11 protein-coding genes are annotated in these 13,490 nt (G+C 38.4%); 1 reads left to right on the top strand and 10 read right to left on the bottom strand.

Translation table 11 applies throughout. From position 1 onward, the window contains the following. Positions 1-115: 115 nt before the first annotated feature. The 3 genes from OZP13_RS14030 to OZP13_RS14020 form a co-directional block, all read right to left on the bottom strand. The gene (locus OZP13_RS14030; RefSeq protein ID WP_281297551.1) at positions 116-676 is read right to left on the bottom strand and encodes an acetate uptake transporter; all 561 of its coding nucleotides are present in this window, start codon (positions 674-676) and stop codon (positions 116-118) included. Positions 677-1,090: 414 nt separating this feature from the next. After that, a complete protein-coding gene (gene uxuA / locus OZP13_RS14025; RefSeq protein ID WP_281297550.1) occupies positions 1,091-2,209 on the bottom strand; it encodes a mannonate dehydratase in 1,119 nt (372 codons plus the stop codon). 53 nt (positions 2,210-2,262) lie between these two features. Next, positions 2,263-3,078 carry an SDR family oxidoreductase gene (locus OZP13_RS14020; protein WP_281297549.1) on the bottom strand — a complete coding sequence of 272 codons (816 nt, stop codon included), beginning with the start codon at positions 3,076-3,078 and terminating at the stop codon, positions 2,263-2,265. A gap of 112 nt (positions 3,079-3,190) precedes the next feature. Between OZP13_RS14020 and OZP13_RS14015 the strand changes: the two genes are divergently transcribed. Next, complete coding sequence (locus tag OZP13_RS14015; protein WP_281297548.1) at positions 3,191-4,060, top strand: AraC family transcriptional regulator; 870 nt, start codon at positions 3,191-3,193, stop codon at positions 4,058-4,060. 16 nt (positions 4,061-4,076) lie between these two features. On the opposite strand, the gene OZP13_RS14010 is transcribed toward OZP13_RS14015, so the two are convergent. From OZP13_RS14010 to OZP13_RS13980, 7 genes are all read right to left on the bottom strand, one after another. After that, positions 4,077-5,528, bottom strand: coding sequence for an alpha/beta hydrolase family protein (locus tag OZP13_RS14010; protein WP_281297547.1), 1,452 nt, complete (start codon positions 5,526-5,528; stop codon positions 4,077-4,079). Between the two features lie 124 nt (positions 5,529-5,652). Then, positions 5,653-6,834: an aldose epimerase family protein gene (locus OZP13_RS14005; RefSeq protein ID WP_281297546.1), complete on the bottom strand. Its 1,182-nt coding sequence runs from the start codon at positions 6,832-6,834 to the stop codon at positions 5,653-5,655. 100 nt (positions 6,835-6,934) lie between these two features. Next, positions 6,935-8,443: an L-arabinose isomerase gene (gene araA, locus OZP13_RS14000; protein WP_281297545.1), complete on the bottom strand. Its 1,509-nt coding sequence runs from the start codon at positions 8,441-8,443 to the stop codon at positions 6,935-6,937. Between the two features lie 66 nt (positions 8,444-8,509). Beyond that, positions 8,510-9,208 (bottom strand): L-ribulose-5-phosphate 4-epimerase, encoded by a 699-nt coding sequence (locus OZP13_RS13995; RefSeq protein WP_281297544.1) that lies wholly within the window; start codon positions 9,206-9,208, stop codon positions 8,510-8,512. Between the two features lie 10 nt (positions 9,209-9,218). Continuing rightward, a complete protein-coding gene (locus OZP13_RS13990) occupies positions 9,219-10,886 on the bottom strand; it encodes a ribulokinase (protein ID WP_281297543.1) in 1,668 nt (555 codons plus the stop codon). 253 nt (positions 10,887-11,139) lie between these two features. After that, the gene (locus tag OZP13_RS13985; RefSeq protein WP_281297542.1) at positions 11,140-12,090 is read right to left on the bottom strand and encodes a glycoside hydrolase family 43 protein; all 951 of its coding nucleotides are present in this window, start codon (positions 12,088-12,090) and stop codon (positions 11,140-11,142) included. Position 12,091: 1 nt separating this feature from the next. Next, complete coding sequence (locus OZP13_RS13980) at positions 12,092-13,432, bottom strand: MFS transporter (RefSeq protein WP_281297541.1); 1,341 nt, start codon at positions 13,430-13,432, stop codon at positions 12,092-12,094. Positions 13,433-13,490 lie beyond the last annotated feature (58 nt).

Below are 13,490 nucleotides of genomic sequence, written 5' to 3'. Positions count from 1 at the left end.
GTTTTTTTCTATTTATAAAAAGTATTTTTGTCAAGTGTTACCTCAACAAATTTTAAAAACCTATTTTTTTTATTGGATAGGCCTTATGTTTATAACAAGAAATTAGCGTAGTTTATTATAACGGCAATACTTGTTTTCCTGATTTTTCATTGATTATTATTGCTGCTGCTTCATAAAAAGCAAACAAACCACATAGGATCCCTTCGTAACCAGCAATGGTATGAATGTTTTCGTTTCCAGTAAAACTAGCTACGGACAACAGGGCAAAAAGAACTACCAATGATCCAAAAATCAGCTTTCCAATGGTGTTTCCGTTCAATGTTCCAATGAAAAAAGCTAAAGTGAACAATCCCCACAATCCCAAGTAGAAACCCATTGAAGCACCATCTGGTTTTGTTACTCCTGCTAAAGGAAGCAGCCACAATGCAACCAGCGATATCCAAAAGAAACCGTAAGAAGTAAATGCAGCCATGGCAAAACCATTTCCTTTTTTCCATTCCATAATTCCCGCAATAACTTGTTGCAGCCCACCAAAAAAGATTCCCATCCCCATGATCATTGCATTGAGTTCAAAAAATCCCGCATTGTGGATGTTTAATAAAATTGTTGTCATTCCGAAGCCGAAAAGGCCTAATGGTGCCGGGTTGGCAGTGGTGTCTTTGATAATTTGTTCCATAGGTTGTAATAAAAATTAATGATTGGTTTTTGTTAGTTTATAGTAAATGGTTTCTTAGTGAAAACTATATTCTGTTTATAGCCAATTTGCAAAGATATTAAACCTGTGTGATTTTTTGAATAATTTTTATTTTTTCGCTTTTTTTTAACTATTGGTTTCCAATGCTTGGTTTAACTTGAATTGGTGTGTGTGTTAAATTCTTTGGAATTGTTTTGAGTTTTGTATTGTTTTTAAAACAAAATTTCTGGTTTTTGTAAATAGAAGTGTTGGGTTTTAGAATGTATTTTGCAAGGATAAAATAATCATCAGTGGTATCTAGTCTTGGAATTATTGAGACAAATGTTGATTTAATTTTAAACATCAAAGCCTTAAAACATTGAATTTTAAGGCTTTGATGTGAAATAAAGCTATTTTTTATTTTTTCAGATGCTGGAAAGTTGCCATCACACCGTCAATTTGTGCCAAAGCAAACATTCGACCGTGAAACGAATAGCCAGGATTGTATCCTTTGTCTTCGTCGCCCAACATCATTCGACCGTGATCGACACGCATAGGTAATTTTGGATTTTCAGTATCAAATATTTTGACCAATTCTATTAAATGGCCACGTCCTTCAAGGTGGGAAGCTTCAATAAAATTGCCGCCTTCCAAGGTTTCGGTACTTCTTAAATGCACAAAATGGGTGCGGGAAGCAAATTTTCTTGCCAAATCGGGAACATTATTCTGCAGACCCGTACTCAAAGAACCAGCGCAAAATGTCAAGCCATTATGGGGATTGTCAACGGCGTCCAAAATCCATTGAATGTCTTCCTCGTTCGTGACAATTCTTGGTAAACCCAACATTTGAAACGGTGGATCATCAGGATGAATACATATATTAATACCGTATTGCTCGCAAACCGGCATAATGCGGTTCAAGAAATAACGCAAGTTTTCACGTAATTCATTTTTATCGATGTTGTCGTAAACGGCAAGCAGCCTGTTGAAAATGGCCACGGGATTTTGATCTCCCGCTTTTATGTTTCCATTGATGAAGCCTTGCGTTTTTACAATGATGGTGTCTATCAATTGCTCTTTTTCGGCTTCGGTAATGGTTTTGTCCAGTTCGTAAACTTTGGCTAATTCTTCGGCAGTGTATTCCTTGTCGGCATCTTTTCGGTTAAGGATCAAGATGTCAAAATAAGCAAATTTTATTTTGTCGAAAAATAGGGTAGAAGTACCGTCTTCCAGTTTGTATTCTAGGTCAGTTCGAATCCAATCGATAACCGGCATGAAATTATAACAAATTGTTTTCAATCCACATTTTCCAAGATTTTCAAGACTAACGATATAATTGTCGATCAGTTGGTCTCGGTTTGGAGCATTGTTTTTTATGCCTTCGCTCACTGGAAGACTTTCAATAACCGACCAACGCAATCCGGCGGCTTCGATATAATTTTTCAAATCCAGAATGGCTTCCTCAGTCCATATTTCGCCATTTGGAATATCGTGCAAAGCCGAAACTATGCCTTCCACGCCAATTTCTCGTAGCATAGATAAAGCTATTTTATCCTTTTTGCCAAACCATCTCCATGTTTTTTCCATAACTATACTCCGCTAAATGCACTAAAACCACCATCAACTGGCAAGACAACTCCGGTGATAAAACTTGCTGCATCACTACACAAAAACTGAACAGTTCCATTCAATTCCGCAATGTCTCCGAAACGTCCCATTGGAGTTTTGGCCAATACTTTTTTGCTTCTGTCGGTAAGTGAGCCGTCAGGATTGATAAGAACCGCACGGTTTTGGTCGCCAATAAAAAATCCCGGTGCCAATGCATTTACACGAATTCCGTCGCCATATTTCAATGCCATTTCAGTAGCCAACCATTGGGTGAAATTGCTGATTCCCGTTTTGGCAACCGAATAACCCGGAACGCGAGTTATCGCTGAATAAGCCGCCATAGATGACATATTGATGATGCTTCCACTTTTTTGTTTCGACATTACGCGTCCAAAAACCATACTAGGGAATACGGTTCCGTTCAAGTTCAAGTTGGTCACTTTGTCCCAATCGCTAATTTTCATGTCGAAAAATTCTTGATCCGGCATAAGTGTTGCTCCCGGAAGATTTCCGCCTGCAATATTCAACAAAATGTCAATTCGACCCCATTTTGCCAATACTTCTTTGGCTACATTTTCCAGACTTTCCATATCAAGGACATTGCCCACAACTCCAATAATATCACTTCCGAAAACAGAAAGTTCGGCGACTCTTTTGTTAAGGTTTTCTTCGTGAATATCGATGGCTACCACTTTGGCTCCAGCTTGTAAAAAACTTTTAGCTATACTTCCGCCCAAAACTCCACCAGCTCCGGTTATTATGGCTGTTTTTCCTTCAATACTAAATGCTTCATTCATATCTTGTTTATTTTTAGATTTCTAACTACAAATTTAAATAGAAGCAAAACTAATTTTATTTCCTAAATTTGCATATACTGATTCTATTTTTGCAAATTAAAGACTATTGACAATGAGAACGATTATGAACGAACGACTTCCTATTTCGAAGTCTTCTCCACTGAAAGCAAGGTTTTTTGACTATGAGCATTTCTCCTATCCCTTGCATTTTCATTCGGAATATGAGATTATTTATATCAAGGAAGGGACGGGAACCCGGTTTTTGGGAAACAGCATCACCAAATTTCAAGCGGGTGACATATTGCTCATTGGTTCTAATTTGCCCCATTTTATGAAAAGCGATGAGGCTTATCATTTGGGCAATGCCGATTTAAGGGTAAAAGGCACCATAATCCAGTTTGAAAAAGAATTCATGTATTATGCCATCAATCATTATTCGCATTTTATCAAAATAAAGCATCTGTTTCAGGAATCGCAAAGGGGAATTTATTTTGCCGCAGCCAACTTTCCAAAATTGCAGGATTTAATTGAAAAAATCCCATTGGAAAACGGTTTGAATCAAATGATGCTGTTTTTGGAAATTCTCAAGGAAATGTCGGAAACAGAGAATAGACAAACTATTTCTACCACTGATTTTGTCAACGAAACCATATATGACACGGCAAGAATCGACAAAGTAATTTCCTATTTGAATAAAAACTATACACGTAATGTCAGTCTTGAAGAAATTGCTTCTTTTGCCGCGATGAATGCCTCTGCTTTTTGCCGTTATTTTAAAAGTAAAACCGACAAATCCTTTAAAAACTATATGTTGGATATGCGGATTGGCTATGCCTGCAAATTATTGCTGATGGAAGACATCAGTATTTCACAGTTAAGCAGCCAATGTGGTTTTGAGACCATTTCCCATTTTAATAAAACGTTTAAAAAGAATACGGGCTATGTTCCTTCCCAATACAGAAAGATGATGTTAAGCAGTTAATTGGAAAGTTCTGTAATTAATTTTTTCGTTTATCCACTTTTGGCGGATTCAAATACTGTTTGAAAAAAGTATAAAGTTTGGTAAGCGAAGCACTGGTTTGTGGAATCGAATGGCCTGTTCCATAATTGATAAGCGTGTCAGTTGGGACTTGCAATGAATCGAGTTTGGTTTTAAGATGCTTAATCTGGTCTTGGTAGTACAAATCATCATCGGTGTTGTAAAAAAAGAGTACCGGTGCAGTTGCCGAAGTGGCCACCAAATAGGACGAACCCATAGTTTGCCACAAATCATGATTGTTTTCCAATGGACCCCAAACCTTTGGACAAAGCATTTCTAGATTCGAATCGCCGTCATTTAAAGTATTATAGATTTGGGTATAATCAAAAACGCCGGGTCCCAAAGCAGCCGCTTGTACATCGTCTGGAAAGCCGAGATTGAAACCTGCATTTTCTATTTCGGGAACGACTTTGTCGCCAATAGCCATCGAACCCGCAGTGGAACCACGTGAAAATCCGAAGAGCCCTATTTTACCTGAAAGTCCCAATTGGGATCCCATGGCACGTAGTGTACGAATGGCCGATTTTACTTTCTGGGCAGTATCGGGATTTGCTTCGTAGGATTTATAGGCGTCGTTGGCACCGTTTACTGGTTTGCCTTTTCCCCAAGGGCAATATTTGGGATGGTCGGCAATTGCCCATGCCATTCCGTTGGCGGGAGCACCTTCTAAAACCGAATCATTGAAACCTGCTAAACTGTAAGGCAAATACAAGCGTTGGTCTTTGTTGGCATCGGTAAGTATTCCTTTTTTGCTGTCGTAAGTAGCATGGCTGTTACTATAAGAAAAGGATAAAATTAAGGGAACTTTTTTCTTTGTATTGGCTGGATAAATGATGTCCATGTGGAGCATATCTCCTGTGGTGTATTCGGCAGGAGTGTTGTAAACACTGGGGTTGTCTTTAAAATAAGGTACATTGCGAGCAATACGATACCCTTCAAACAACACATACGATTGGTTCATGGAACAATCACTTAATCCACAGAATAATCCAGCGGCAATGGCATCATTAATGGCAATAATGTCTTCGTTGATGTTTGGGGAAATGGTTTTGGAATTCTTGTCATAATTAAGTTCAATCACTCTATAGCCTTGCGAAAGCAACCAAGCAACATCGGCGGCAATTGAGTTTTGTCCTAATTTTTTAAACGCTAAATTCTCTAAATATACGACTGTAACATGTTTGCCGGAATAATCCAAAAGCGGGGTAGTGGCCTCGGTTATGGTGTAATTAATTTCGGTTTCCGTGGTTATGCTCGTCCATTTGCCCGAAGCAGCCCATGAAGAAAGGGAAAGTAAAGACAAAAAAAGGAAACAACCCGTTTTTGTAATTAGAATCCAAACCCTCATTTTATGGATAAGAAAATGTTTTGCGACGAAGAAAAATAAGGCAATGCCTAGAATATATTCCATTTGGATGTTCTTGAATGCTGGTTGTTAAATCAATAAAAAAAACCCAGAAGAATTATTTCTGGGTTTTCTGAAACCAAACCATTTTAAATTATTTCTGACTAGATAAATACTATCCAGTATTCGTTTATTTTACAGAAAATTTGAAAGAAGTTTTTGTTTTGTAGTTTTCTCCCGGACTCAATACAGTCGTAGGGAAATCTTTTTGGTTTGGAGAATCTGGATAGTGTTGCGTTTCTAGACACAAACCAGTTCTGTGAGCGTACGTTCCGCCATTTCTCATTGGCAAAGTTCCATCCAAGAAGTTTCCTGTATAAAGTTGGATTCCCGGTTGATCTGTGTAAACTTCCAATAATCTTCCGCTTGTTGGATCAAAAGCCGAGGCTGCAAATCGGTAGCCTTTGTCTTGATTATTCAATACCCAGCAGTGGTCGTAACCCAGTCCTTTTTTCAATTGGTCGTCTTTGGCTTCAATTTCTTTGCCAACTACTTTAGGTTTTCTGAAATCGAAAGGCGTATTGGTTACATCCGTTAATTTTCCGGTTGGAATCAAATCGGCATCCACGGGAACCAATTTGTCGGCATCAATCACGATTTCGTCATTCAAAATAGTTTTTGTAAAATCTCCTGACAAGTTGAAATAAGAATGTTGTGTCAAGTTTACAATCGTTTTCTTGTCGGTTGTGGCTTCGTATAAAACGTCCAATGAATTGTCGCTATTCAAAGTGTAAGTCACAAAAACGGTCAAGTTTCCTGGATAACCTTCCTCCATATCTTTGCTCACGTATTTTAATTTCAATGTTGCATTGGCACCACCTTTGGCTTCTTCGGCAGTCCAAACCACTCTGTGAAAACCTTCCGGTCCTCCGTGCAAAGCGTTTGCGCCATTGTTGGTAGCCAATTTGTATTCTTTTCCGTCTAAAGTAAATTTACCTTTTGCAATACGGTTTCCGTATCTTCCGATAAGGGCTCCGAAATAAGGATTGTCTTTGGTATATTGTTCTAAATTATTAAAACCAATTACCACTTCTTCCGAAACACCTGCTTTGTTAGGTACTTTCAAAGAGGTAATGATTCCACCATAAGTCATGATGTTGACTTCCATCCCTTTTTGGTTTTTCAATGTATAAACATCTACTTTTTGACCCGCAGGAGTTGTTCCGTATTCTTTTTTTTCTATAGACACGCTATCCATTTTTTGAGTTGTATTTTCTTGTTTTTCGTCTTTTTTAGTATCCTTACATTGTACTGTAAGAAAGGCTAAACTTAGTAAGGAAAATCCATAAATGCAACGTTTTAATACATTCATAATTAATTGGTTTTTTTGGTTAATTATTAATAGGTCAAAAGTTCGAAAGTCACAAAACACAATGTTTCGGACTTTCAAACTTTCGATTTTTATTATTTATTTACAGCCCGTGTTGAAACAGGTGATAGTAAGCTTCATTCGCATTCAAGGTGTCTTTGAAATTACGGATTTTAGTATCGTTGTCAATAACCACTAATTCTATTCCTGCAATATCGGCAAAATCTTCCATAAACTCGGTAGTTACCGCTTGGCTGTAAACCGTGTGGTGTGCTCCACCAGCAAGAATCCAAGCAGTGGCTGCAATATCAAGGTTTGGTTTACAATCCCAAAGTACACGTGCTACTGGTAATTTTGGCAAATCAGCCATTGGTTTAACCGCTGTAACTTCGTTAACGATTAAACGGAAACGAGTTCCCATATCTACCAATGACACGTTGATGGCGTCTCCGGCTGGCGAATTGAATACCAAACGAACTGGATCTTCTTTTCCTCCAATTCCCAATGGGTGAATTTCGCAAGAAGGTTTTCCATCAGTGATAGAAGGACAAATTTCCAACATGTGAGAACCTAAAACGTATGATTTCTCAGGTGTAAAGTGGTAAGTGTAATCTTCCATGAAAGAAGTTCCTCCTTCAAGACCGATGTTCATTACTTTCATGACACGAACCATGGCAGCTGTTTTCCAGTCGCCTTCTCCACCAAAACCGTAACCATCAGCCATCAAACGTTGGGTTGCAATACCTGGCAATTGTTTTAATTCTCCCAAGTTTTCAAAAGTATCGGTAAAAGCACCAAAACCACCTTCTTCAAGGAAAGCTCTCAAACCTAATTCGATTTTGGCAGCATCCAATAATGATTGTCTTTGCTCTCCACCTTTTTGCAATTTAGGAGCCAAATTATAAGATTCTTCATAAACGGCAACCAAAGCGTCCACTTGTGCGTCAGTAACCAGTTTCATTTTATTAACGATATCAGAAGAGTCGTACCCGTTTACAGCCATTCCAAAACGGATTTGAGCTTCCACTTTGTCACCATCTGTAACGGCAACTTCACGCATATTGTCTCCAAAACGCGCTACTTTCAGGTTTTGCATTTCGTCCCAACCTAAAGCTACTCTAGACCAGTTTCCTAATTTAGTTTGTACTCTTTTGTCTTCCCAGTGTCCAACAACAACTTTACGTTTTTTACGCATTCTAGACATAATGTAACCAAACTCTCTGTCTCCATGTGCCGATTGGTTCAAGTTCATGAAATCCATGTCGATGCTGCTCCAAGGAATTTCAGCATTGTATTGGGTGTGTAAATGACACAATGGTTTTTTAAGAATACTTAAACCGTTAATCCACATTTTGGCTGGAGAAAAAGTGTGCATCCAAGCGATGATTCCAATACAGTTTTTGTTGGTGTTGGCTTCCAAACAAATATCAGTAATTTCACTTGGTGATTTTGCCACCGATTTGTAAATCACTTTCACGGGAACATTAGAACAAGCATCAATTCCTTTTGCAATTTCTTGAGAATGTAGGGCAACTTGTTTTAAAGTTTCTTCACCATATAGGTTTTGGCTTCCTACTACGAACCAAATTTCTTTTTTAGATATATCTATCATTTCTTATAAATTATTTATTGTTTATTGTTTGTTTTTTGGAATGGAAGACAGGTTTAAAACCTGTCTCTACTGTCCGTAATACGAATCTTTTCCGTGTTTGCGTTCGTAATGTTTTTTGATTAGCGAATCTTTCAATCTCGGGGCATTTGGGTTTATCAATAATGTTAGGTGCGCCATTTCGGCAACAACTTCCAAAACTTTACTGTTGTACACTGCTTTGGCGGCGTTTTTTCCCCAAGTAAATGGGCCGTGATTTCCAATTAGAACCATTTCCACTTCTTCGTAAGAAAGATTTTTTTCTTTGAAACAATCCAAAATCTGGATTCCGGTGTTGTGTTCATAGTTTCCTTGAATCAATGAATCGTCCATTGGAGCGGCACAAGGAATATCAGCCGTTAAATGGTCGGCGTGAGTGGTTCCGAAAATTGGAATATCTCTTTGAGATTGTGCCCAAGCTACAGAATAAGTAGCGTGAGTATGAGCCACTCCACCAATATTTGGCCAGTTTTTGTATAAATAAGCGTGCGTTTTTGTGTCTGATGAAGGTCGTTTTGTTCCTTCGATAATGTTGTTGTCGAAATCTACAATCACAATATCTTCGGGTTTCAAATCTTCGTAAGGAACACCGCTAGGTTTGATGGCAAAAACACCATTTTCTCTGTCAACAGCGCTGACATTTCCAAAAGTGTACACCACTAATTTCAAGGCATTCAGTTCCATATTGGCCTCGTAGCATTCTTGTTTTAAAGCTGCGTATTTTGACATTCTAGATATATTATTTTGTTATACTTTCTATAAATTGGGCTAAATCAGAATAAGAATCCATTAATTCTTGATAAGCTTCTATTTTGTCTGATTCCGGGAAATATTCGCTTTCGAAATCGCTTCCCATTTTTTTGCTGGCTTCAATCACATTTGGATAAATTCCGGCGGCAACGGCTGCATAAATCGCTGCTCCCAATGCTGGTGCTTGATCTGATGCGGCAACTTTAATAGGTTTGTTCAAAACATTCGCCAAAGTCTGCATAATAAATGGTGATTTTCTGGCCACGCCTCCAATACCGATTACGCTGTCAATGCGAACACCTTCTTCTTCAAATCGATCCACAATTTTTTTGGAACCAAAACAGATTGAATTGATTAAAGCTTTGAAAAGATGAGGTGCTTTTGTTCCTAATGAAATGTTGGAAATAGCACTTTTCAATCCTTGATTGGCATCTGGAGTTCGTCGCCCGTTTACCCAATCCAAAGCAGTAGGAATACTTTCCGACAACGGAATTGCTTGCGCTTGCTCTGTTAAAGTTTTGATGAAATTAGATTCCACTTCTGCTTTTAATTGTGCTTTTTGTTCGTCAGACAATAGAGTAGAAGTGTAAACCAAGTTGTCTAAAGGCCAAGAAAGTGTATCCTTGAACCAAGCCAAAACATCACCAAAAGCGGATTGTCCCGCTTCCAAACCGATATAACCCGGAATAACCGAACCATCTACTTGTCCGCAAATTCCTTTCACGGTTTTTGAACCAACGATGTCTTTATCAGATACCAAAATATCGCAAGTGGAAGTTCCCATAACGCGAACCAAAGTGTTTTCGTCAATTTTGGCTCCAACTGCTCCAGAATGTGCGTCGAAAGTTCCAACTGCAATGATGGTATCTGTTGTGAGTCCTAATCGGGTTGCCCATTCTTGGTTCAAGTTTCCGGCAACTAAATCAGATGTATAAGTTTCATCGTATAGGTTTCCGCGAAGTGTCGCCAAATACGGATCTAATTTTTCCAAGAATTCTACTGGAGGCAAACCGTTCCAGTCTTCGTGCCACATCGCTTTGTGTCCTGCAGCGCAACGACTTCTTTTGAATGATTTTAAATCTTTGTCGTCAATCAACAAATACGTCATCAAATCGCAATGTTCCATCCAAGTGTGGGCTGAGTTTTTAACGGCTTCGTCTTCACGAGCCACGTGTAAAATTTTTGCCCAAAACCATTCCGATGAATAGATTCCGCCTTCGTATTTGGTAAAATCTTCTCCACCCCAATTGGTAGCCAATTCATTGATTTCGTTGGCTTCGTTTATGGCGGTATGATCTTTCCATAATACCATCATGGCATTTGGGTTGTGTTCAAAACCTTTTGTCAAAGCCAAAGGAGTTCCGTCAGCTGTAACCGGAATTGGAGATGAACCCGTGGTGTCAATGCAGATACTTTTGATTTGGGAAGAATCCACTTTTCCGGCGGCAACCACTGCTTTTATGGTCGATTCCAAGCCTTCAATATGATCCAAAGGATGCTGGCGAAATTGATTTATGGAGGCATTGCAATATTCTTTGTTTGCCCATCTTTTGTAATGACATACATCCGAAGCCAACTCTTGACCATTTTCGGTATCAATTAAAACGGCACGAACTGAGTCTGATCCGTAGTCTAATCCTATAACGTAATTTTTCATTCTAAATTCTTTAAATTGTAAGGACAAATATACTATAAATAATTTATAAGTGTGTAAAAAACACTTAATTTAATTTAAACCTAACATTTTTGTCAAAATCCCAATAATTCTAAACTTATTTTGCTTCAAAATGACTAATTGTTTGAATTATAAAGTGTTTGCAAATAAAATTACCTGATTCCCATTAACCGACTTTAAACTATTTTTTTGTATTTATCTTGTGAAGATGTCTATTTTGAAACCAACTTTTCTATTATTGAAATTCAAATTTTGGTTTTCCCGTTTCGTCAAATTTGACGATCATGACTCTTGCATGTCTGTTGGGATCATACAATGGATCTCCGACAATTTCTTCATAATCTCTGGCGTGATAGATGCTCAATGGCGTTGTGCCGCCCTCTGCAACCGTGAAACTGTTGTGTCCCGGTCCAAATATTTTTCTTTCATAGTCAGTTTCCAATACGGGGTATCTGGATTTTTTCCAAGAGTTTCTATCCAGCAAATCGGAGTTTTCATCTGCTTCCATCATGCCCATGCAATAACAGGCACCTGTGGCACTTGCAGAAAACGTGATATAAATTTTTCCGTTATTTTTTAGGACTGCTGGCCCTTCATTTACCCAAAATCCAATTCTTTCCCAATCATAATCCGGCGTTGTAAGCATGAATTGAGCCGTTTTTAACTTGATGGGAGATTCCATTTCGGCTAAATATAAGTTGGAAGCCGCAAATTGTCCTCCTGTTTTTTCGGCCCAACAGAAATATCTTTTTCCGTTATTTTCAAAAACGGTACCATCCAAGGAAAAATCAATAAATGTTTTGTAATCACCATCTGCCGCTTGCATTTGACCGAGTTCAATCCATTGGTCTTTCAACGGATTTTGCCCTTTGCATTCCAGCACATAGGGTCTTAATTTCCAGATGTCGTCTGCTTCACTGGCGGCAAAATAAACATACCATTTTCCGTCCAAATAATGAATTTCGGGAGCCCAAACATGCTGGCTCATGGGGCCTGAATCGTGTTTTTTCCAAACATTGAATGTTTCTGCTTCTTGCAATTCATTTAATGACTTGGCTCTTCTTAGCTCGATCGAATCGTAGGAAGGCACAGAACCCGTAAAATAATAATATCCATCGGTGTGTTTGTAAACAAACGGATCGGCTCGTTGTTCGACAATTGGGGAGTTTTTTCTAGTTGTATCCATTTTAAATATTCAATTTCTTTTTTATCGTTTCATAATAGGCATCGGTAATTTTATAACGAAACATTAGCCCTCCCATAATTACATGGAATACGCCTGGAATAATCGTTAACATCAGTGCAAGTCCAATTAAAGTAGTTTCATTTTGAACACCATCTGGGCTATATTCAAAAAAGTCTAACAAATAACCTACTGCGGCTCCTGCAACACCCATTCCTGCTTTTTGGGCAAATGAAATTCCTCCAAACGAAAGTCCAGAAACACGTTTGCCGGTTTCGGCGTGACCGTAATCCACAGCTTCTGATATAGCTGACCAAAACACGGGCGCATGCAAATCGACAACAAAGGATAATATAAAATAAATCACGTAAGCCAATGCCATATCTCCGGGTTTAACGAAAAAGAACATCACTAAACTTATGGCACCAACTGCTAGTTGTGTCCATTTAAACAGTTTTATTTTACAGTAATGTTTGGTAATGTATGTGGAAACAGGCATCGCCAATATTGCTGCAGTTACACCTGTCGCCATAAATGTGGACTGGACGCTGGCATCGCCTCCAAGGAAGTATTTTGCATAGAAAATGGCTACCGATCCACGAATAACATAACCTACCGTACCAAAGAAACAAACGCCGAATAAAAGTGTCCATTGACCATTTTTGAAAAGCAATTTCAATTGTTCTGATACCGGTTTTTTATCGACTTCATGTTCTACACGCTCTTTGGTTGTGAAAAAGCAGAATAAAAACAGTAGGGTTCCCAGAAGCGCCATAATACCCATTGCTAACTGATATCCTCTGGCCAAATCATTTTTACCCAAATTCTCGGCCAAAATTGGCACCACGATAGAAACTAGAAAAGCTGCAATTTTTGCAAAGAAAAGTCTATATCCGTTTGCGGTTAAACGCTCTTTTGAGTCGCTTGTCAATACGCCAATCAATGAAATATAAGGGATTGTTACCGATGTAAACATCAGGTTAACAAATATATAAGTTACGTAGGCGTAAATCAATTTGCCTGTATAATCAAATTCGGGTGTTGTAAATGTCAAAAAAACAGAGAGACCAAAAGGCACCGACAGGAAAAGGAAATACGGTCTGTAGCGTCCCCATTTGGAAGTGAATTTGTCTGTTATCAGTCCCATTATTGGATCGGCAACGGCATCGATAAATCGTACTAAAAGAAATAATAACGCCATGTCTTTGGGTTTTAAGCCAAAAATGTCGGTGTAAAAAAACGTGATTATAAGAAACATCGAAGAGATTACGACATTCACTGCTGCATCGCCTGATCCGTATCCGATTTTTTCGAGGATGCTTAATTTTTGATTGTTTGATTTCATAAATTAGTTGTAAATTTTTAAAAAGGTAAGCAGGTTGGTGGCAATCACTTCTGCCATA

Source organism: Flavobacterium limnophilum, from assembly GCF_027111315.2.
GTDB lineage: Bacteria > Bacteroidota > Bacteroidia > Flavobacteriales > Flavobacteriaceae > Flavobacterium > Flavobacterium limnophilum.
Note: the sequence above shows the minus strand (reverse complement) of the source record. Positions and strands in the feature narration are given on the sequence as shown.